This window comes from Trichocoleus sp. FACHB-90 (genome assembly GCF_014695505.1).
Lineage (GTDB): Bacteria > Cyanobacteriota > Cyanobacteriia > Cyanobacteriales > FACHB-T130 > Funiculus > Funiculus sociatus.
In genome coordinates this window covers 21,134-43,054 of record NZ_JACJOK010000051.1, presented here as the reverse complement: position 1 = coordinate 43,054, position 21,921 = coordinate 21,134, and the positions used below count along the sequence as shown (strand labels likewise).

Annotated in this window: 18 protein-coding genes; 7 read left to right on the top strand and 11 right to left on the bottom strand. The window is 44.6% G+C overall.

What is annotated here, in order from left to right; genetic code table 11:
• Positions 1-124: 124 nt before the first annotated feature.
• Positions 125-1,261: a mechanosensitive ion channel domain-containing protein gene (locus H6F74_RS14250; RefSeq protein ID WP_190442156.1), complete on the bottom strand. Its 1,137-nt coding sequence runs from the start codon at positions 1,259-1,261 to the stop codon at positions 125-127.
• The gene (locus tag H6F74_RS14245) at positions 1,236-2,204 is read right to left on the bottom strand and encodes a mechanosensitive ion channel domain-containing protein (RefSeq protein ID WP_190442154.1); all 969 of its coding nucleotides are present in this window, start codon (positions 2,202-2,204) and stop codon (positions 1,236-1,238) included. The genes H6F74_RS14250 and H6F74_RS14245 overlap by 26 nt, the downstream gene beginning before the upstream one ends.
• 176 nt (positions 2,205-2,380) lie before the next feature.
• Here H6F74_RS14245 and mnmE point away from each other — a divergent pair, with 176 nt between their 5' ends.
• Both mnmE and H6F74_RS14235 read left to right on the top strand, forming a co-directional pair.
• Complete coding sequence (gene mnmE / locus H6F74_RS14240) at positions 2,381-3,772, top strand: tRNA uridine-5-carboxymethylaminomethyl(34) synthesis GTPase MnmE (protein ID WP_190442152.1); 1,392 nt, start codon at positions 2,381-2,383, stop codon at positions 3,770-3,772.
• A gap of 138 nt (positions 3,773-3,910) precedes the next feature.
• Positions 3,911-4,462, top strand: coding sequence for a class I SAM-dependent methyltransferase (locus H6F74_RS14235; protein WP_190442150.1), 552 nt, complete (start codon positions 3,911-3,913; stop codon positions 4,460-4,462).
• Positions 4,463-4,604: 142 nt separating this feature from the next.
• On the opposite strand, the gene H6F74_RS14230 is transcribed toward H6F74_RS14235, so the two are convergent.
• The 3 genes from H6F74_RS14230 to H6F74_RS14220 form a co-directional block, all read right to left on the bottom strand.
• Entirely contained in the window at positions 4,605-4,991 is a 387-nt protein-coding gene (locus tag H6F74_RS14230) for a response regulator (protein WP_190442149.1), read from the bottom strand.
• Between the two features lie 550 nt (positions 4,992-5,541).
• Positions 5,542-7,053 carry a SagB/ThcOx family dehydrogenase gene (locus tag H6F74_RS14225; RefSeq protein WP_190442287.1) on the bottom strand — a complete coding sequence of 504 codons (1,512 nt, stop codon included), beginning with the start codon at positions 7,051-7,053 and terminating at the stop codon, positions 5,542-5,544.
• Positions 7,054-7,885: 832 nt separating this feature from the next.
• The gene (locus H6F74_RS14220) at positions 7,886-8,821 is read right to left on the bottom strand and encodes a DUF4349 domain-containing protein (protein ID WP_190442146.1); all 936 of its coding nucleotides are present in this window, start codon (positions 8,819-8,821) and stop codon (positions 7,886-7,888) included.
• Between the two features lie 59 nt (positions 8,822-8,880).
• Here H6F74_RS14220 and ilvC point away from each other — a divergent pair, with 59 nt between their 5' ends.
• Complete coding sequence (gene ilvC / locus H6F74_RS14215) at positions 8,881-10,008, top strand: ketol-acid reductoisomerase (RefSeq protein WP_277875801.1); 1,128 nt, start codon at positions 8,881-8,883, stop codon at positions 10,006-10,008.
• Between the two features lie 64 nt (positions 10,009-10,072).
• Here ilvC and H6F74_RS14210 read toward each other — a convergent pair whose 3' ends face one another.
• Positions 10,073-10,291, bottom strand: a complete 219-nt coding sequence (locus H6F74_RS14210) for a hypothetical protein (RefSeq protein WP_190442144.1) — start codon at positions 10,289-10,291, stop codon at positions 10,073-10,075.
• Positions 10,292-10,414: 123 nt separating this feature from the next.
• Here H6F74_RS14210 and H6F74_RS14205 point away from each other — a divergent pair, with 123 nt between their 5' ends.
• Positions 10,415-12,805, top strand: a complete 2,391-nt coding sequence (locus H6F74_RS14205) for a CHAT domain-containing protein (RefSeq protein ID WP_190442142.1) — start codon at positions 10,415-10,417, stop codon at positions 12,803-12,805.
• A 324-nt stretch (positions 12,806-13,129) separates the two neighbouring features.
• Here the strand turns inward: H6F74_RS14205 and H6F74_RS14200 are convergent, their stop codons facing one another.
• On the bottom strand, positions 13,130-13,951 hold the full coding sequence (locus H6F74_RS14200; RefSeq protein WP_190442140.1) for an SDR family oxidoreductase: 822 nt from the start codon (positions 13,949-13,951) through the stop codon (positions 13,130-13,132).
• Positions 13,952-14,220: 269 nt separating this feature from the next.
• On the opposite strand from H6F74_RS14200, the gene H6F74_RS14195 reads away from it, so the two are divergent.
• Together H6F74_RS14195 and crtW are read left to right on the top strand one after the other, a co-directional pair.
• Complete coding sequence (locus H6F74_RS14195; protein ID WP_190442138.1) at positions 14,221-14,424, top strand: chlorophyll a/b-binding protein; 204 nt, start codon at positions 14,221-14,223, stop codon at positions 14,422-14,424.
• A 369-nt stretch (positions 14,425-14,793) separates the two neighbouring features.
• On the top strand, positions 14,794-15,567 hold the full coding sequence (gene crtW, locus H6F74_RS14190; RefSeq protein ID WP_190442137.1) for a beta-carotene ketolase CrtW: 774 nt from the start codon (positions 14,794-14,796) through the stop codon (positions 15,565-15,567).
• Between the two features lie 30 nt (positions 15,568-15,597).
• Here crtW and H6F74_RS14185 read toward each other — a convergent pair whose 3' ends face one another.
• Entirely contained in the window at positions 15,598-17,394 is a 1,797-nt protein-coding gene (locus tag H6F74_RS14185; protein WP_190442135.1) for a tetratricopeptide repeat protein, read from the bottom strand.
• Positions 17,395-17,591: 197 nt separating this feature from the next.
• Here H6F74_RS14185 and H6F74_RS14180 point away from each other — a divergent pair, with 197 nt between their 5' ends.
• Positions 17,592-18,680, top strand: a complete 1,089-nt coding sequence (locus H6F74_RS14180; protein ID WP_199301225.1) for an EndoU domain-containing protein — start codon at positions 17,592-17,594, stop codon at positions 18,678-18,680.
• A 98-nt stretch (positions 18,681-18,778) separates the two neighbouring features.
• Here the strand turns inward: H6F74_RS14180 and H6F74_RS14175 are convergent, their stop codons facing one another.
• The 3 genes from H6F74_RS14175 to map all read right to left on the bottom strand — a co-directional run bounded on the left by H6F74_RS14175 (position 18,779) and on the right by map (position 21,914).
• Positions 18,779-20,179 carry an amidase gene (locus tag H6F74_RS14175; RefSeq protein ID WP_190442133.1) on the bottom strand — a complete coding sequence of 467 codons (1,401 nt, stop codon included), beginning with the start codon at positions 20,177-20,179 and terminating at the stop codon, positions 18,779-18,781.
• Between the two features lie 104 nt (positions 20,180-20,283).
• Positions 20,284-20,964, bottom strand: coding sequence for a Uma2 family endonuclease (locus H6F74_RS14170; protein ID WP_190442131.1), 681 nt, complete (start codon positions 20,962-20,964; stop codon positions 20,284-20,286).
• Positions 20,965-21,086: 122 nt separating this feature from the next.
• Complete coding sequence (gene map, locus H6F74_RS14165) at positions 21,087-21,914, bottom strand: type I methionyl aminopeptidase (RefSeq protein WP_190418099.1); 828 nt, start codon at positions 21,912-21,914, stop codon at positions 21,087-21,089.
• Between the last annotated feature and the right edge of the window lie 7 nt (positions 21,915-21,921).

Here is a 21,921-nt window from a genome sequence, read left to right as displayed (position 1 = left end):
ATGTTTTAGTTGCCCACAGCCTGTATTAAATCGCCGTAACACTGGCTAATGGGTGAGCAATGCTCACCCTAGTCATCCAAGTTGGGATTTTGCTCCCAGCGCAGAAGTTTTTGGGACTCCAAAATTAAATAGTTACTGGGGATTCCACATAAATTGTCGGTTCCTGCATTTTAAAATCTATTCCATACGTTATTAGTTCCTTAGAAATTTTCTCGTTTGCTAATTCTAGTAAATGCTTCCGCAGTTGAATTGAATTTTCACTCGAACCCAGGATAAAGAACGTTACTCTTGCTCTAGTTGTTTGCTTTTCAGAATTACTCGCTAACGTAATATTGGTACTACCTGGATCGATTCCAAACACAGAATTTGTACTTTCACTGATGACTTGCTCTACCAGTGCCTTTTCGCTGTCTTCCAACAACCGGAAAAAGTCAAGGTTTAGCAAAACCATCACTTTTTTACCCATTGTCACATTCTCTATTTCCAGATTTGCTAATGTGGAATTTGGCACGATATACAAGGTACTTTTAGCCGCAGTGCGAATCTTGGTGGAACGCAAACCAATTGACTCTACCCTACCAAATAACCCTCCAGGTACGTTGCCAACTGAAGGTAAACGAATATAATCTCCAGGGACAAAAGGGCGATCTAAATACAACACAATTGTACCCAAAAGCTGTTCCAAGGTTTTTTGGGCAGCAAAAGCTACTGCTAACCCCCCAATCCCCAAACTTGTCATTAAGCCAATCAAATTAAATTGCTGGCTTTGGGCAAAAGCTAAGATAGAAATGAAGCCAATTACAACATTTACTATAGCCTCAATTACTAGAATCAGTTCATCAAAATCACGCGCAAACTTGCCGAGTAAATCAATTCCATAAACTCGGATAAATTGCCGAAATAGGCGCGACAATAACCAGGCGACGCTAACAATTACAGCTAAATCTAAAAAAGGCTTGATTAACTGGTATAAAAATTTATATTCTTCCACCCATGTTAGAGAAAAAGAAATAAGAATTAACGTTCCAGCTATTTTAAACTGATTTTTTATTGGCTCAATTAGATGGTCATAAATAATTGTTACTCGCTGAGGTGAAAAGCGACGCAAGATTAATTTGGCAATGCCGGGAGTATATCTTCCCAGCAGCAGAGATAAGAGAACAAACAGCAGGAATATGACTGGCTTGGAAATATCAATCTGAAAAACCTGTTTACTGATATCGGCAAGATTAAGATTAGATAGTAATGGGTGAATCCACATAAATTGTTGGGTCTTCAATGTCGAAGGCAATATCGTAATATTTTAATTTCTCTGTAATATTTTCAGTAGCAATATCGAATAGTTGCCGCCGCAATCCCATTGATACATCGCTAGAACCCAGGATAAAGAAAGCAATCTGAGCTTGCGTTTTCGCCTCATTTGCACTATTCAATTCTCTAAAATTGACATCTGTGTTCCGGGAGTCTATCCCAAAAATATCGCTGGTACTATTCAGAATAATTTGTCGAATTAAGGCTTGTTCTTCTTTTTCGATTATCCGATGAAAGTTTAAGTATACAAGAGCCATTACTTTTTTGGCTCCGGTAAAGTTTTCAATATTTACTTGAGTCAGCGAACTATTGGGTACTATTATCAATGTTCCTTTGCCAGAGGTGCGAATTTTGGTAGAACGCAAGCCAATTGACTCAACTCTGCCAAAGATGCCATCTGGTAAGCCAATGTAATCATCGACAACAAAGGGACGATCTAAATAAATGACAATACCGCCTAATATTTGTTCCAAGGTTTTTTGGGCAGCAAAAGCAACTGCTAATCCGCCAATTCCTAAAGAAGCTACTAAACCAAAAATATTGATTTTATGAGTTTCAGAAAATATGATTGTGGTAAAAAATATTATGCTTAAGTTCGCTAGTAGTTTAACTAGAAGAAGGATTTCGCTGTTGACTTTACGTCCGCTGTTGATGGCAGCATCTAAAAGATAAACGTCGAAAATCTGCTTGAACAGCCGCGAAGCTAACCAACTGGCTGCGATCGCTAGTGATAAACTGATTGGGAGTTCTATCAAACTCGACTGAGGAAATCCTGGGATTAAGTGTATGGTAGTGTCTAGGGTAGCTAATCCAATGACACCTACCAATAAACCCTCGTAAGGCTTAACGACTTTTTGATAAGCTGCAAGAGCTTGGGGAGAAATTAACTGCATTGGCAAAAATCCAATAACATAGGTTGGTTCCCAACGATAGCGAAACCCAACAACAAGTAAACAAGTGTAAGTTGTTGGGTTTCGCTATCGTACCGCTACGCCCAAGCAAGCTACAACCATTCCCTACAAATTACTGTATTACAGCAGAATAGGAATAGACCTGATTTCAAGGCAAGATGTCACAGATGTTTGTGCAAGGGGAAACAATCGCCGCGATCGCTACCGCTGTTGTTCCGCAACAGGGTAGTGTCGGTATTGTGCGGGTATCTGGTGCAAAGGCGGTAGCGATCGCTCATACGCTCTTTTTCGCACCAGGGCGACAGCAATGGGAATCGCACCGCATCCTCTACGGTTACATCCGCCATCCCCAAACGCAACAAGTGGTAGATGAAGCGTTGTTGCTAATCATGCAAGCGCCTCGCTCTTACACCCGCGAAGACGTGGTAGAGTTCCACTGTCACGGCGGAATTATGCCCGTGCAGCAGGTATTGCAACTGTGTCTAGAGGCGGGGGCGAGATTAGCGCAACCGGGAGAATTTACCCTACGGGCGTTTTTGAATGGGCGTTTGGATTTGACTCAGGCGGAGAGTATTTCCGATTTGGTGGGAGCTAAATCGCCTCAAGCTGCACAATCTGCTTTAGCTGGTTTACAGGGGAAGTTGCAAAAGCCGATTCGCTCTGTGCGTGCCACCTGCTTAGACATTCTGGCAGAAATTGAGGCGAGGATTGACTTTGAGGAAGATTTGCCACCGCTGGATGAGAAGCACATTACAGCACAAATTGAGCAAATTTTGGCAGAGACAACGAAAATTTTGGCAACAGCTGACAAAGGGGAACTGTTACGCGCTGGGTTGAAAGTGGCGATTGTCGGGCGACCGAACGTGGGAAAATCGAGTTTGCTGAATGCCTGGAGTAAGAGCGATCGCGCTATTGTCACCGACCTCCCTGGCACCACCCGTGATGTTGTAGAATCTCAGCTAGTGGTGGGCGGGATACCAGTGCAAGTGCTGGATACTGCGGGAATTCGGGATACGCTTGATCGGGTGGAGAAGATTGGCGTTGAGCGAAGTCTTGCTTCTGCCCAAGCAGCTGATCTAGTGTTGCTTACCATTGATGCTCAACTTGGTTGGACGCAAGCTGAGCAAGAAATCTACGAACAGGTACAACATCGCCCGTTAATTTTAGTTATAAATAAAACCGATCTTGTAGAGACGAAATTTATTGCTTCTTTGCAATATCCTGACAATATTAACCGCATTATATACACATCAGCCGCCCAGAACCAAGGCATTGATGCGTTGGAAAAAGCCATTTTAGATGCCGTACACACTGGAAACCTCAAAGCAGCTGATTTGGATTTAGCGATTAATCAGCGACAAGCCGCAGCTTTAACAAAGGCTAAAATATCTTTACAGCAAGTAAAAGCAACAATTGCCGATCAACTGCCCCTGGACTTCTGGACAATTGACCTACGGGGTGCCATTCAAGCTTTAGGAGAAATCACCGGAGAGGAAGTAACAGAATCGGTTCTTGACCGAATTTTTAGCAGATTTTGTATTGGGAAATAGGGGATGGGGGCTGGGGACTGGGGACTGGGGGCTGGGGACTGGGGACTGGGGACTGGGGATTGGGGATTGGGACTGGGGGGATTTTCCCAATTAGCAATTAGCAATTAGCAATTAGCAATTAGCAATTAGCAATTAGCAATGAGCAATGAGAAACAATCTATTAGAAAAGGATACGAAGAATATAGCGTCAAAGGTTTCTACGAGCAATTTGGTGATGAGTATAGAAATCCTCAAGAGGCGGCCGTTCAAGAGGTTATGCAACTATCAGTTAATAAATGGCAGCTAGATTTACAGAAGGTATTAGATTTAGCTTGTGGCAGCGGTGAAGTTACTTTGACACTGCAAAGTTTAGGCTGCACTAACATTGATGGCATCGATCCATACACCTACAATGCTTATTTGAAACGCACTCTTCAAGAAGCTGAACCTTATACCTTTGAGGACATTGCTTCTGGAGTCCTCCATGACCGACATTATAGTTTAATCGTTTGCAGCTTTGCTTTGCATTTGTTGAGTGAGTCACGTTTACCAGTAGTGGCCTACCAGTTAAGTTTGATTTCCGACTCAATAGTTATTATTACCCCTCATAAGCGTCCTGACTTGAAACCTCAATGGGGATGGAACTTCGTGGACGAGATTATGTTTAACCGAGTGCGATCGCGTCTCTATAAGGCAATACTTTTCGGCTAAAGCAAAACCTAATCTCCCAATCCCTGTCCCATCTCTCCTTTGGAGAGATGGGACAGGGGAAAGAAGCTAAAGCGGCTCTCCGGTAAAAAAATCTTCCTTGCCTTTTCCCTCTCCTTTTAGGAGAGGGTTAGAGAGAGGTTCCCTAGGCTCGCCTTGCAGCAGTTGTTTCTCGCAGCAGTTGTTTAACCGTTCCGATTAACTCGTGCGGTTCAAAGGGCTTAGCAATGTAAGCATCTGCGCCTTGCTTCATCCCCCAGTAGCGATCAAATTCTTCTCTTTTAGTGGAACACATTACTACAGCTACATCGTGGGTTTTGGAGTCAGATTTAATCTTACGGCAAACTTCGTAACCGTTCATGCGAGGCAGAACAATGTCCAGAACCACTAAATCGGGACATTGTCTGGCAATTTGCTCTAGCGCTTCGACGCCATCACAAGCCACAGTAACACTCAACCCACTGTCTTTAAGCAGGCTAGAGATCATCTGCCTTTGCGTGATACTGTCTTCCACAACCAGAACTGTAGTCATAAATATTTACCTATTTACTGGATTAAAAAGTTAACGCGAAAAATACGGTTACTCTAAGTTGCATTGCTTTTCCTGAGCGGGAACTTACCTACTTTTGTTCATTTTCAGCTATTAGACGAAAAAGTGTTTGCGTAAATGCACCTAATTTTACAATATAGCTTTCGTTATATTTTAAGCTCTCAATCCGGAATATTACTATTAGAAAAGTCTATCTTTACTTAATCTTCAAATTAAACTACTATATGTACCTAAGCAATTCCGGAAATTTGTAAAGATCGTATAAACTAACGCGGAAGCTCCAAAGAGGGTTCAATGCCTGCCAATATCGCCACAGTCTGGGTAGAGAGTACGATCCCGAAGCGCAAAGCTTAACTAGCCGCTATATGTGGTTTGTAACCAGTGTTTTTACAGGCTGGAGATAAATCACCGCAGCCCAAGCCTCGCCCGTTCTCAATAGGGTTGCTGTTAGCATTCAATAACAGTGCGTTAGCAAAAGCCTAACGCACCGTTATAAACTTTTTTTTCTATGAGAGCCTTTTAGCTTTTATCTTTATCTTGGTTGCCCCAAGGTGGTAATGTAGAGAACCGCTTCATCAGCAGGGATGCCCAAGACTTCATTTACTTGGTTGTCAAAAAAGCCGCCGATACCGCTGACACCTAAACCGAGGTGAATGGCAGCTAAATTCAGGCGTTGTCCCAAATGACCAGCATCCATGTGTAAATAACGATAAACGCGATCGCCATATTGTCTCACAGCTGTTTTCAGATCCGCTGTGTGGAAAAGCACTGCCCCTGCATCTCTACCCAAATCTTGCCCCAGACACAAGTAATGCAACTCGCGCCGGAAGTTTTTGAATCGAATTTGTCGCAGTTCTTGAGCTTTTGGCGCGTAATAGTAGCAACCTTCCTCCAAACCTGTCACCCCAGAGACGGCGATAAACGTCTCGATTAAATTCAAATCAAAGTAGTCTGGGGAACCATCCAAACCTTGCTCTATATAATGTTCTGGTTGGTAGGTGAAATCTAGTAAAGCTTTGAGTTCATCAAAAGTCAAATCTGCACCACTGTAGGCACGAGTTGAACGCCGCTTGAGAATCGTGTTTTCTAAGTCTTGCAGGTTTTCTCCGCAATTAATCGGCGGTGTGACAGTGGAAACCTTGAGACAGAAAGGAAAGTTGTACTTGTCGTTTTTTGAATCTTGTGGTGGGGAAATATCTGGTTGTTGTTCCTCTATCTGCGTTGCTTTGTGGCAATAGTGCAGCAGTTCGCCATCGGGGATATTGGGATAGTCGGTTTGGGTAGCGGAGGGCAAAGCAGTTTGAGCCAGGGGCAAGTTTTGTTTCACATCCAGCAAGTCTGCTAGGGGAAGGATAGCGATCGCGCCTTCTTGCTCCGGATCGAGATATAGTAACTCATTAATCTCCCGATCCACAAATCCCCCAATTACGTGAGGGCGGTAATCATTCATCGTGCTGGCTAACTCAATATTGCCCAGCAAATGCCCCGTATCCAGAAAAATCCGCCGATAGGCTCGATCTTGATAGCGCCAAGCTGAGCGATAGAATATTGCTGTCGTCACCAGGCACAGTTGGGTACTTTCCAACACTGGGTGCCAGAAACAAGCTTTTTGCAAGCTTTGCCAAACCTCACTGTCCCAGAAATGAATTAGAGAATGGCTTTGCGGCTGATAGTTATACAGTCCAGGGGCAAGGAAAGGAGTCCCGCGAGAAATTAAATAAACCTCCGCCGGATACAAACCACCAGCAGAAGGTGCAGCCCTCAGATACATCGGATTTCCCAACGTCGGCACCTTGGCAGTCAAACCATAGCTGCAAAACAGCAGCCGCGATATACGCCGCCACCAGGCATTTTCATGATTCAACGCCTCTGATTTGTCTGCCAAATACGGCTTGAGGTCGTGGGATACCCCAATCTTGTATTCTTTAAAAGGTATTGGCTGACGTTCCCAATCCAGCCCCTGACTCTTGGATGCTATAGTCTGGGGGTCATATTTAGTCCGCTCATGGTAATGCTGAGCGATTGATACTTGCAGTTCTGGCATAGAATTTTCAGAACGCTTTGGCTTCGCCTTCCATCTTGCCATTCCCTGAGCCAAAAGTGTCATGCAGCTTAAATTTTGTAGATGGGCTTCTTTCCGTCCTACTGCACTAGATTGTCGCCACTTACGCAAAAACAGGCTCTTTCCTTTTCTTTCTTCCCTTCGCCGTTTATGCGCTAACGCTCATAGCGAGATGGAGAAACCTCGACTGAAGCACTATGGAAGCACTGCTGGTTAGGAAGTAGCGCACAGTTACAATAGACGATTATCATCTCTTGAATAAAACTTTTTTCTTTTTTTTCGGGGGCTTTAAACCCACAACTAAAATCCTTTTTATCTTCTCCCCTTCTGCCTTCTTTGTAAATTCTTTCAATTTGAAGAAGTTAAGTATGGTGCGGTTATTACCTAATATTTATATATAGCGTTTCTCAGTTGGGTGGACTATATCGCAATTCTGACTTTCAGGCAACCAAGGTTAGGGACATGGCATTACCCATTGGTGTCAACTTAAGCCCTGGCGAATGGAATTCGCGGCTACAAAAACCAAGTCCGCCTGCGCGGACTAACGGATCAAGATTCTTATAACCCGCGCAGGCGGGTTTTGTTTGTATAGCTGCGGTTTCAACCGCCAAGTTAACGTTAAGTTGACACCAATGGGCATTGCCATGTCCCTACAGATTTATCGCACCCAACCCTTGAATTGCTATAGCAGTCATAAATAATTCCTGAAGGTAAGATACCCGACTTCTTTGAGAAGTCGGGTATCTAAAAGACTGGTATCTAATAACTCAAATAGGATTGCTATATACTATTCAAAAAAAATAGTTTAAGCAAGTTAACTGGCTTTGGGTGGTTGAGAGTGACGAGGTGTGGGCGGAGTTTGCTGTTTTTTCAAGCGGTTATAACCAAGGGTAGCAGCAACTAAAAGAAATACAAATGGGCTGAAAACAGCTAACCAAATACTTAAACGAATTAAACCAACTGCGAGTTCGCCTAGCGAGTGAGTCGCCTGATTCCAAGTTTCTTTAACTTGGGAATTTAAAGGTATTTCTGGGGGAGTAGTAGCAATATTTTCCTCTAAAGTTAGGGTAATTGTAGAATAAGCAACACGACTGCGAAGATTTTTGAGCTGAGCATCAATCTGCTCAATGTTTTGCCGCACCTTGCTGAGTTGGTCGGCAACTTTCAGAACGTCCCCAACTGAGCCAGAACGCTCCATAATCTTGAGTAAAGTGCTTTCTTGTTTCCGCAAGTTTCGCAATCTTGCTTCGTTATCCACAAGTTGATCGGTGACATCTTCAGCAGTTAGAGTGCGACGTTGTACAGTTCCCAAGTTTGCTAGAGTGTCGAGAGTAGTTTCCAGTTGATTTTGAGGAATCCGAATTTGCATAGATGCGGTGTGGCGATTAGCATCTTTCGGCTTGTGATCCTGAAAGCCTAATAAATCTCCCTGCTGTTGTTGAACAATTTTTGTAACTTCTTGAATAGTTTTTTCAATCGAATTTACACTAACTGCTATTTCAGCATTTTTAATTAACTGCGATCGCACTCTCGGCACCTGAGCCGTGGCTACAGATTGTGCTGTACTATTGTTGTTAGCTAGTGCTTCTGACGCGGGAGCAGGCATTGCCTGGGGACTTGGAAGTGCGCGATCGCTTAGCATCATTGGAATTGGAACTTGAGCCGTATTAATATCAGAAGCACAGCTGCTTAAAACGATGCCTCCCAGGAATGCACTTAAAAGTAAAGAAGGTTTAAGCGTCGAACTCATAACATAACCCAAATCAATTAACGCCAGTATGGCTCACTCCAAACCGGGACGCTAAAACGTTGCAGTTTATGCAACAAACGCGATCGCTTATCTCTTCCCTATCTTGCCTTGAGTGGTTCATTCTCTCCACATCATCTGATAAAATCAAGAGTTTGCACTACTTGCGACGCATACGCTCAGGAGACACCCCTATGGCTCGGATGTATTACGACACCGACGCAAATTTAGACTTATTAAACGGAAAAACAGTTGCTATTATCGGCTACGGTTCCCAAGGACACGCCCACGCTCTCAATCTCAAAGATAGTGGTGTGAACGTCATTGTTGGACTGTATCCTGGTAGTAAATCTGCCGAAAAAGCCAAGGAAGCTGGTTTAGCTGTCCACAGTGTAGCTGATGCAGCCAAAGCAGCAGACTTTATTATGATTTTGCTGCCAGATGAAGTGCAAAAAACGGTTTACACCAACGAAATTCAGCCTAATTTGAGTGAAGGGAAAGTAATAGCTTTTGCTCACGGCTTCAATATTCATTTTGGTCAAGTTGTCCCCCCTGCTAATGTAGATGTGGTGATGGTGGCACCAAAAGGCCCTGGACATTTGGTGCGGCGGACTTACGAACAAGGGGAAGGCGTTCCCTGTTTGTTTGCGGTGTATCAGGATGCCTCTGGACAAGCACGCGATCGCGCAATGGCTTACGCTAAAGGTATCGGTGGCACTCGTGCTGGTGTCTTAGAGACAAGCTTCCGGGAAGAAACTGAAACTGATTTATTCGGCGAACAAGTCGTACTGTGTGGCGGTTTGAGTGCTTTAATTAAAGCAGGCTTTGAAACTCTCGTCAACGCTGGTTATCAGCCGGAATTAGCTTATTTTGAATGTCTCCACGAAGTCAAACTAATTGTTGACTTGGTTGTAGAAGGTGGTTTGGCAAAAATGCGCGACAGCATCTCCAATACTGCTGAGTATGGCGATTATACACGCGGCCCTCGGATTGTGAATGACGAAACTCGCGCTGAGATGCGGAAAATTCTTCAAGAAATCCAATCGGGGCAATTTGCACGGGAATTCGTGTTAGAAAACCAATCTGGAAAGCCTGGATTTACAGCGATGCGCCGTCAGGAATCTGAACATCCCATTGAGGAAGTTGGTAAGGATTTACGGGCAATGTTTAGCTGGTTGAAGAAGGTTTAAAGAAATAGCTAATGGCTAATTGCTAATGGCGATGAACATTTAACCATTAGCAATTAGTCAATGACTACTTTCCTCCTTTTTCCTCTTGTTCAATGGCTTTTTCGGTGCGTTCATAAGGATTTCTGGGTTTCTTAGTGGGGAATATTCCCAGTAAAGAATTATTTAAGCTGGTGCGAGTGTTGTAACTGGCTGTGCTTAAGGGTTTGGGAAGAAATTTATCGCCAAAACCAACGAAGACCAAGGCTAAAATAATGACAAATATCCCTGTCGTTTTTTTATCCATTACCGTATGAAAATTTGGCTAAGGTTTCTTCTCTTATTGTTCCCTCAAACTACACAAAAGTTAAACGGTACAAAGGTTGAATTTTACTTTTTATTTCTAATTGGTTGCTTTTTACCAATTTTTGTGAATTTATGTCTGATAACGCCTCCAGTTTTGGCTCAAACCCAAGATAATATTGAGTTCAATGCCGATAAATTGCTAGGGCTAGGAATTCGACAGCATCAGACTGGGCAATTTGAAGAGTCGTTAAAGTCTTTGCAGGAGGCGCTGAGGCTGTATCAGGAGATTGGTTCGCGTACAGGAGAAACCAACACTCTGTTGAGTCTAGGCGAAACTTACTTTACTGTAGGGCAATATCTGCGAGCGATCGCATTCTATCAGCAGACGTTGGAAATTGTGCGGAGTGTTGGCGATCAAGCAACTGAAGCTAAGACTTTAGATAATCTTGGTACTGCTTACTTTTATTTGGGAGATGAAAAGCAAGCTAAGGAATTTCGCACCGCCGCAGAAACTCTGAGAAAGGAAATTGGCAATCCCAAAAGAGAAGCAGCTTTCTTAGGCAATGTGGGGATAACTTCCGAGTCTGAAGGAGAATATCAAGATGCGATCGCATTGTACCAAGAACAGTTAGCAGCTGCTAGAGAAAGCGGCAATATAGAAGCCGTAGGTGATGCCTTAAACAACCTGGCAGCAGCTTACCGAACTTTGGGGCAATATCCGCAGGCTATAGAATTTTACCAGCAGCAGTTAGTAATTGCCAGGAAGGCTAAAGATGCGGCACAAGAAGCGTATTTTCTGAATAATATTGCGGAGTCTTACGAGTTGCTGGGACAATATCCGCAGGCGATAGAAGTGAGAAGAGAACAACTAGCGATCGCATCCAAAAGTGGCGACCCAGCAAAGGAACTTCTCGCCTTAAATAATTTAGCAAAATCTTATCAGAATGCGGGGCAATTTGAGAGCGCGATCGCGCTATATCAGCAGCCCCTGGAAAAGGCAATAAAAGCAGGCGATCGCTTGGCAGAAGGGAAAGCGCTGAATAATCTGGGATTTGCTTTACTTAAATCAGGTAAACCAGAAGAAGCGAAAACAACTCTGGATAATGCTATTAAAGCATGGGAGGCAATTCGCGCCAAATTAGGCAGCGGCAATAATTATATAGACGCGCAAACTGCTACTTACCAGCGACTACAACAAGTTTTGATTGCTCAAAATCAACCTGTTGCGGCTTTGGAAATGGCAGAACAAGGACGCATCAGGACAATTGTAGATTTACTGCGATTGCGGTTAGATAGTGAACCAGTAGGGAATAATTTAAAACCAGCGCCGAAAAAGCTTGTTTACCCAACAATTGCCGACATTCAGAAAATAGCTAAACAGGAAAAAGCTACATTTGTTGAATATTCAATTGTTCCGGATGAAGGCGTGTATGCTTGGGTGATTCAGCCTACAGGAGAAGTTACATTTCGCCGGATTGAAATCAGCGCTAAAAATACAATTTATCCAATTACTTCTGTAGAGGATGTTATTGCTAGTATTCCGGAATCTCTAGGACTGAAAGGGAAGAAAGCAGAAAATTCGGCTAAACTACCTTCTTCACAGAAACCTAACTCAGAAGGGAAATCAGCACTTGAGCCAAAACCGTTATTGCAACTGCATCAGTTGTTAATTAAACCGATTGCTGACCTTTTACCAAAAGATCCCACCGCCCGCGTTATCTTTATTCCGCAAAAAGAAATGTTCCCGATTCCGTTTGCGGCTTTGGTGGATATCTATGGCAATTACTTAATCCAAAAACACACCATTCTGACTTCCCCATCAATTCAGCTATTAGCTTTAACTCGCCAACAACGCGGAAAAACTGCCGGAGGAAACCGCCTAGTAGTTGGCAATCCTGTAATGCCCCGAATTGCACCCGCACCCGGAGAGACACCGAAAGCGTTACCGCCGCTTTTGAGTGCGGAACAGGAAGCCATAGAAATTGCTAAACAGTTCAATACTAAAGACCTGTTTATTGGCAATAAGGCAACCAAGGCAGCTGTGTTAGAAAAGATGCGGAAAGCCAAGAGTGTGCATTTGGCAACTTACGGGATACTAGATGATTTTAAACGACAGGGCATTCCCGGCGCGATCGCGCTTGCTCCCTTTGGTTCAGATAGCGGCTTACTCACCACTGCGGAAATTCTGGAATTGTACGCCCAACCAAAAGGACAACGTCTGCGTCCGGAATTAGTCGTCCTCAGCGTAGCCGAAACTGGCAAGGGCAGAACTAACGGTGATGGAATTCTTGGTTTATCCGCTTCCTTGATGACAGTTGGCGTTCCCACTTTAATTATGCCCATGTGGTCAGCACCTGATGCTCCCACGAATGCTTTGATGAGTGAGTTTTACAAGCAACTGAAGCAGAAAAACGATAAAGCGGAAGCCTTAAGAAATGCGATGCTGAAAATCAAGCAGCAATATCCTAATCCTAAAGACTGGGCAGCATTTACCTTAATTGGCGAACCAAAATAACAACTCGTTCCCAGAGACTGGGAACGAGTATAGTGTTTCTCAGTTGGGTGGAATATATCGCGTTCCTGAGGTTCGCGCCCCCTTGGTAGGGACATGGCATTACCATCGGTGTCAATTTAAGCCCCGGCGAATGAATTCGCGGCTATAAAAACCAAGTCCGCCTGCGCGGACTAACGGAAAATAAAGACTTTTGAAACCCGCGCAGGCGGGTTTTGTTTGTGTAGCTGCGGTTTCAACCGCCAAGCTAACGTTAAGTTGACACCAATGGGCATTACCATGTCCCTACAGATGTATCGCACCTAACCCTTGAATTGCTATATATCGCTATGCTTGCTTATCCTTCAGCTGAAAAGTTTTCCGGAACACCCACTGCATGAAGCCGGGAAACATATTATAAGAAACCTTCGATAGGTTCGCAGAACCAACTAACACCTCAGAATGCTGATGCTTCACCGCATCCCAGATAGCATCTGCCACATCCTCCGGTTTCTCCACCACAGGAACCTTCAGCACCTGATCTACCTGATCGCGACGGGCTTGGAAATCTTCGGCATTCTTGCCTCGAAAGATTGCCCGTTCCATAAAATCACTCTTGATTATATTTGGATAAATTCCACCAACATGAATGCCTTTTGGTGCTAGTTCCGCGTGCAGCGATCGCGTTAAACCAGTGACGGCAAACTTGCTAGTAGAATAAGGCACTAAGTAAGCAATGGGTACTTGCCCCCCAATAGAACTCACATTAACTATCGTGCCTCTCTTGCGCTCCAGAAAATGGGGCAACAAGGCGTGAATTGTGTGAATATACCCCCAAAGGTTGAGGTCTATTGCTTGGTGCCAATCATCTAGGGAAAATTCTTCAACTGGCCCAGATATGTAAAGGCCGGCATTGTTAATCAGCACGTCGATAGTACCAAAATGCTCCAGCGCCTTCTGAACGAGGGCTTCTACCTGTTTGGGATCTCTGACATCGGTGGGAATAGTTAGCGCTTGATGACCATGCGATCGCACTTCTTGGGCTGCGGCTTCTAAGCGGTCTGTGGTACGCGCCGCCATTATAATGTCATACCCTTTACTAGCAAATAATATAGATGTTGCTTTGCCGATGCCTTGAGAAGCACCTGTGATCAGTACCGTGGGAGCCATAGGTTTGTTAAAAAATTGTTGCTTTTTACTTAAGTTTGTGCAACTCAAGCGACGATACCCTCTAGCTTTCGTCAGAGTTTCTGATAGTTGTATTTGCGATCGCTATCTAGCTTCATAACCCTTTTGTACTTTTGTCTTAGATTGCTCTGTTCCATCAACCCATTCATCATCCTTGAGAATTAAGTGCAGTTTGGAACTACAGGCAGAGAGCAGTGACTGAGTAGACAGCTACTATGAAACCATAAGAACTTTATTAAGGAATGTAAACGATGGAAACTCGCACTACTCAACCTACTGCTCAAGCTTTCAATGGCAAAGACCGCAATGCGTTCCTGTTTGGCTGGAACCCTCAAGCTGAACTGTGGAACGGTCGCTTAGCAATGATCGGTTTCTTGGCTTACCTACTTTGGGATTTGGCAGGCTATAGCGTGGTTCGTGACGTGCTGCACCTGCTTCCTCATGTCGCCCGCTAACGATTAAACTAGCCTTACACTCAGCCTGGCGGTTGCAGGTAAATATCTAAGCTGTCAGCCTGAGTGTAAGCTCCCACGCCTTACACCCTACTACCTAAGAGATACTGGGCTGATACCTATCTCCACCGTATCGCCCTGACCAAAATTGCTTTACAATAGTTAAGATAGCTTTACGGTACTTAATACCCGGCTAGTGGTGTCTAATAGAAGGCATTAAGTATTAATTAACTTTTCTCATCGGAAAGATTAGTAAAGCAGAACATTTTTTTTAACGATTAGTAGTCTGCAACCCCTATTTATCGAGGGTGAACGGACATCGGTATAATCTTGTAAATCGCTCAACAAAAAAGCTCGAAAACTAACAAATGTATGCTCCAACTCGAACACCCACCACTGCAAGCAACGCAAATTAAGCGAATAGAGCGAAGTGAAGATACATATCTGGGGCTTGCAATTGCTTTTGCAATTATTGGAATCTGGGCAAGCAGCCTAATTTTCTTATTTTCCCTGGATCTTTCCCAAGTTCCTGTCCTATGGAAAATAGTAGCATTAGTTTGGCAGACATTTCTGTATACAGGATTGTTTATTACCGCTCATGATGCAATGCACGGTGTGGTAGTTCCGCAAAACCTTAAAATCAATAACTTTATAGGTTCCTTAGTTTTAACTCTTTATGGACTCTTTTCTTTTGATGAGTTAAGAAAAAAGCATTGGGAACATCACCACCATCCAGCCAGTGTACTAGATCCAGATTTTCACAACACTAAGCACAAAAACTTTTTTGCCTGGTATCTTTATTTTATGATGGGGTACTGGAGCTGGAAACGGCTTATAGGGTTAATGGTGGTATTTAACCTGATTAGTTTCACCTTTCATATATCAGAAGCCAATTTAACTTTATTTTGGGTGATTCCTTCGATTTTGAGTTCGGTGCAGTTATTCTTTTTTGGCACCTATTTACCACACCAAGAGCCAGAGGGTGGTTATACTAATAACCATCGCGCAAAAACGAATGCGCTCCCGATTTTCTGGTCTTTTATCACTTGCTATCACTTTGGCTACCACGAGGAACATCACGAAGCTCCTCATGTTCCTTGGTGGAAGTTGCCAGAGGTTTATAAGATGAATCGGAAGATTGCTTGATGAGGAATGAACCGCTAGGCGGTTCATTCCTCATTTTTTAAGTGGTGGTAATGGTGCAGTTAGTGGAGCGGTTTCTTTCATTTTTTCTTCTAACTTTTGCATCGCCAAAGTTTTGTTGTCCAAAGCTAGGGAATTTTTGGGGTCAAGTTTCAAGGCTTCTTCAAAAGCAGCGATCGCTTCTTCTAGTCGATCCAAGTTCAACAGGGCGACACCTTGACCTGCCAAACTATTAGCATCGGTGGGAGTGATGCGGATAGCTTGGGCGTAAGCAGTAAGTGCCTCTTTATAACGTTTCAAGCCTACCAGCACTACACCACGGTTGTACCAAGCTTGAGATAATTCCGGATTGAGGTTAATAGCGCGATCGCTACTTGCAAGGGCTTCGGAATATCTTCCCAAAGTCCACAGCACTACAGTTCGGTTCGCCCAAATATCAGCCAGAAGTTTACTAGCAAAGTTAGGATCGGCACTCTTGATGGCTTTGTCGTAAGCGGCGAGTGCTTCGGGATACTTTTTCACCGTCCTTAGTATCCTGCCTTTGTTGAACCAAGCCTGAGCATAGTTAGGATTGATAGTAGTGGAGCGATCGCTAGAAACAATGGCTTCCGAGTATCTTCCCAAAAACCATAGGGTGACACTGCGGTTGTTCCAAGCTTCCGCATAGTCAGGGTTAAGGCCGATCGCCCGATCGTGGGAGGCCAAAGCTTCTTCGTAGTTACCTTGTCCTGCTAAGGCGTTCCCCCGCTGATCCCAAGCAAATGCGGGACTCGTCTCACCCCATTTGCCATCACCTTGCAGGGCTTTCTCACAGGGTTCCTGGGCTTCTTTAAATTGCCCCAATTTGTTGAAGGCGGCGCATTGGTTGGCTAAGGCTTGAGAATAATTCGGACTAATTTTAACTGCAAATTGCTGCGATGCTAGTGCGAGTGCTGGTTTACCTACTACAGACAGCAAAACTCCATGTTCAGTCCAAGCGGTTGCATCGGTAGGACTAATAGCCAGCGCTTGATCGTAAGAGGCGATCGCTTCTTGGTACTGTCCCAACTTCTTGAGCGCTACACCTTTGTTGTACCATGCCAGCGCTGGTGTGGCAGTTCCCCAGTCGCCGTCACTTTTTAGCGCCAGATCGCAAGCTGCGATCGCTTCGGTGTATTTGCTGGCTTGCGATAATGCGGCGCACCGATCGACCAAAGCTAGAGAATAATCTGGTTTAATTTCTAAGGCACTTTCATAAGAGGCGATCGCTTCTGCGTACTGTCCTAACTTTGTTTGCGCCAGCCCTTTGTTATACCACGCTATTAGGGGTGTACCGTTGTTTCCCCAATTTCCATCGGAGATCAGCGCCTTATCGCAAGATGCGATCGCGTCCTCGTACTTCCCTAAGTTGACTAAGGCGATACACCGATCCGCCAAAGCCAGAGAATAGTCAGGTTTGATACCCAGCGCCTTGTCCGCTGAAACCAGCGCTTCCGTGTACTTTGCCTGTCCTAGTAGTCCCTCAATCCGGTCAGTCCAGGTTTTTGCCTGGTTGGGGTTGAGCGCGATCGCCTGATCGCACGCCGCCACCGCTTCTGCATATTTTTTTTCGTCTGCTAATAAGTCGCACAGACTCCCCCAATAATTAAAGTCCTTTAACTGTTCCTGAGCCAGCAGACTTTTGGGGTAATAAAAATTAACAATTGAATAAGAAATTAACAATAAAAAGCTGAAAGGAAGAACTTTTTGCTTTGCCTTTTGCGTGTCTTGTCCCCATCTCAGAAACGAAGCTAAACCTAAATTTAGGGCGTTTTTACCTTTTGCCTTCTTCAACTTGCCGTCTTCTGCCATAACTATTGAAGATAATTATAATAGCACAACTGCGGAGATTCATATTATTGCCAAATTTAACAGTTGGCATTTATGTAAAGGAAAATTAACTAACACGCCACTCAACGCATTTACAAGAATATGTAATAAATATCCGGAATAAGGCGCGCACAATCTGAATTACCATCGTGATTGCCATCTTTTTATTTTCTTAAATTATGAAACTTGGTTTTTGGTGCAGGCTTGCTGTAAAGTTAGAGCTTAGATTTATCATAGCTTTAATATTAATCACGCCGCTGCTATCAATATATGCTGCTTACGCGCAAGTTCCCGCCTCTGGAACCTTCCGGGCTACTCGCACTTGTGAAGCAACACGGGGAATTAATGGCACCAATCCGGGAAATATTCGAGTTAACAATGGTCAGAGTTACGAAGCAGTAGGCTTCAACTCTAGGCAACGAAAGTTTATATTTATTAAAGTACCTGGTGCAACCCCAGGACTTCGCTGGGTGAGTGTTGATTGTGGCACTTTTTCTGAAGGTGTAAGTGGGACTCCAACTAATTCTCCTACCGTAAAGCAGCCATCAACAGCTATACAACCGTTTTTTGATAATCTTAATAACGTGGAGACTTATCGCTTTCCACGCAATCAAAAAGCAGATATTACACCACCAGCACCCAAACTGAGCAATTTCGATCAAGCTGTGCTGAAAACCTGCGGGCCGATTGGCAGCAAGGTGACGGCAAGTGCTTTCAAAAAATTGATGTCAGATAATCGAAACGTACTGCGGGAAATTCAACAGTCAGTAGGTGGGCAACTGCGTCCAGCTAGAAGTACAGAAGCAGAATTTCTAGACGATTTAACGGCTGCTTGGAATGACAGAGGAGGGTTTGAACATATCTTTTGCGGGGAGTTAGAAGGCCCTACTAAAATTGGCGGGCTGCATTTTTTTGGCAGATATTTGCAGATGCAAGAAGATAAAATTGGGGGAAGGTTATCTGATAATTTGCAGAATGAAGAAGTAGTTCCTGGTGTAATTTATACACTGGGTGTACTCATCAACAAAGATGGGCAAATTTGGAAAGATAACATCAAAGGCTATTCTCTTGTGAGTGATGCCAAAGAAATGCTTTTGGATGCAACTAAAGCATTAAAGATGCAGGGAAATGCTCAAGGAGCTTGCATTTTGACAGTGCAAGATAATGAGACGAAAAAATCTTATAAAGCTGTATTTGTCAAGAGCAGAGATACGATTGTTACTCTATATCCTGATGCTACTCCTAGCGGGAAAGCTTGCAAAATTTAATTGCTAGAACCCCACCCCCTGCCTCGTCAACGAGCAGGGGGCTAAGGGTTAGAAATCCAAGTAGGTTGTCTTTTTGCCTTTTGTCTGACAACCCTTTTTTAAAGTGCAAAATCAGGGCGGCAATCGCTCCAAAGTTTAGCGGCTTCTAACTGGGAAGCTAAAGAGATGAGAGTAGCTTCAGCAGCAGGTCGTCCCACCAATTGTACGCCTACAGGCAAACCGATATCGTCAAAACCTGTAGGGAGTGCGATCGCGGGTTGTCCAGTAGCATTGAACGGCGGACAGGGAGCCACCCACTGAATAATTCTTTGCAAAATCTCTTCTGGAGGCAAGTTTGCCCACTCGCCAATGCGGAGAGGTTGATGCAAATAAGTTGGCAACACTAAAACATCATAGTTCTCAAAAAAGGCCACAATTCGCCGCGCCGAAATTTGCATTTGGGCAACAGCTTGTAAATATTCACCCGCCGACCCAGATTGTTCTACCATCCAGCGATTCATGGGTTGCAGATACTCTTTGGGAATCCCCGCCGCCGCCACACCAGCCAAAAAAACTTTGGTAAAAGGTTCAATTAAATTACTGAAATCGGGACATCCTGGTTCCACAATATGACCCATTTCTTCTAAATGGCGCACCGTTTTTAGCACCGATTCTTGACGCACCGCATCAGCTTCGCCCACTGGTGGAATTGCTGTGCTGAAAGCAATTCGCAAAGAATTTAACTTTTGTGCTGTCGCTGCCAAAAACGTCGTTTTTGGATCTGGCAACCAGTAGGGATCGCCAGTGATATAGCCAGACATCACATCGAGGAGCGCGGCGGCATCTGCTACAGTACGAGCCAAGGAACCATTAGTGGCAATGCCATTTTGATGATCGCCTACAGGTGCATAAGATACGCGACCTCTTGAGGGTTTAAGTCCTACTAAACCACAACAGGCAGCAGGGCCGCGCACTGAACCGCCACCATCAGAACCTTGAGCTAAAGCGCACAACCCCGCCGCTGTCGCCGCCGATGCACCGCCACTCGACCCCCCCGGCGTATAATCCAGATTCCAGGGATTCCGGGTTGGGGGAAAGCCTGGTGCTTCTGTAAAAGGCATAGAACCCAACTCAGGAGTGGCAGTCTTACCCAGAATAGTAAAGCCAGCCATCTTAATCCGCCCCGCCACAGCATCATCATAAGCGGCTATTTTGTCCCTCAGCGCTGGTGTTCCGTAGGTACAGCGAACCCCAGCAACTGGATTGAGGTCTTTAATAGAAATCGGCACACCAAAAAAAGGTGGTAATTCTGAGGTGTCGCCAGCTAAAGCTTCCGTTTTTGCCTTGGCATCGGCAAGCGCCATATCTGTCATCACCGTAAAATAACTACCCAGGTTGCCATCTAGCCTGTGGATGCGTTCCAGGTAAAGTTCCGTCAACTCTAGCGGCGAGACTTGTTTGCTGCGGATGAGTTGCGCTTGTTCTACAGCTGGGGTAAAGGCTAAATCAATTTGATTCATCGTGATTTTGGGCGATCGCTATTTATTTTGAACGGTGCGGGGTGCATCTTGGCAATAAAATCTTAGCTTGCCATAGACATTGTTTCACGCGATCGCCTTTTCGCTTAATTATCCGGCTCAACACCGAGGATTCGCAGTTGTTCTGCTAGTCGTTCTGCCCGTTGTTGAGCAATTTCCTTTTGGTGCCGTTCCTGTTCTGCTTCTTCTTCTGGCGTGGGAACCAAAACACCTTCTTGAGTCAAGTAGCGTAATTTGCCCCCAGCCACACCTAAATATAAACCCAGTACCTCACTCCACAGCCAGCCAGAAGAATTTGGCGCGATCGCGTGATACTGTTCTCCTACTAACCGGAAACCGGCAAACTCAAAATCCTCTGGATCAAACCAAAAGTATTCCGGCGTGCGAAAGCGGTTTTGATACAAGTCTTTTTTTAAATTTCGGTCAATATTAGCTGTTGAAGTTGAAAGCAATTCGATAATTATATCCGGATATTTGCCTTCTTCTTCCCACACCACCCAAGAAGGGCGCTCTCTTTTTTGCGTGTTTTTTACCAGAAAAAAGTCAGGCCCCCGAAAGTCTCGATTTCGCAATTGCTGCCGACTAAAATAAACTGTCAGATTAGCGCCAATAAAAAAATCATTGCGATTGCGCCACAACCATTCTAAACAACTCACCAATAAAGCTAGTTGCTTGTAGTGTACAGAACTTTCCATTTCTGGTTCATCGCTCAAAAGTTTTGTGGCATCGGGCATTTTTGCCTCCAACTCTTGCGCTGTTAGATACATATTGCCACCTGCCTCACATTACTAAAATTATTCCAGATGGAAAAATAGACAAGCCCGCCTGCGCGGGCTTTGTTTGTGGAGAATCAACCCTTGAGGATGTGGGTCAATTATGCAACGATGAATTAAACTTTTGAGCGATCGGTCAAAATTTCATATCCGTCTTCTGTCACCAACACAGTATGCTCAAACTGAGCCGACAGAGCGTTATCTACCGTTACCGCTGTCCACTTGTCGGATAAGATGCGAGTAAACTTGGAACCAGCATTTAAAATTGGCTCAATTGCCAAAGTCATTCCGGCGCGAAGCTTGACATTTGGCATCTCGCGGGTGCGGAAATTGAAGACTGACGGTTCTTCGTGCAGATTCCGTCCCACTCCGTGACCTGTGAAGTCCTCAACTATACTGAAACCATTGGCTACCACATGGTCTTGAATGGCACCCGCAAGGTCTAAAAGATAGTTCCCGGCTTTGACTTGCTCAATTCCTTTGTAGAGGGCTTCTTCGGCGACGCGAATTAATTTAGCGGCTTCCGGTGTCACTTCACCAACGGCGATGGTGATGCAGGAGTCGCCATGATAACCCTGGAAGTAGGCCCCAGTATCCACTTTCAAGACATCGCCAGTCCGGATCACTTTTTTCGGGTTGGGAATGCCATGCACGACTTCGTTGTTGATGCTAGCGCAGATGGAGCCTGTGAATCCGTGGTAGCCTTTAAAGCTGGGTGTTGCCCCCATTTCGCGGATGCGCTTTTCGGCATAAGCGTCTAAATCCGCTGTTGTCATGCCAGGCTGCACCATCTCTTGAATTTCTTTCAGAACGGTCGCCACAATTTTCGCCGCCTGTCGCATGATTTCGATTTCACGCTGTGACTTGATTTCAATGCCACGGCGCTGTTTTTTCTCGCTTCGGGGCTGGGTGGGTTGGAAAAGCAGATTGTTCAGGATGTTCATTTGACAG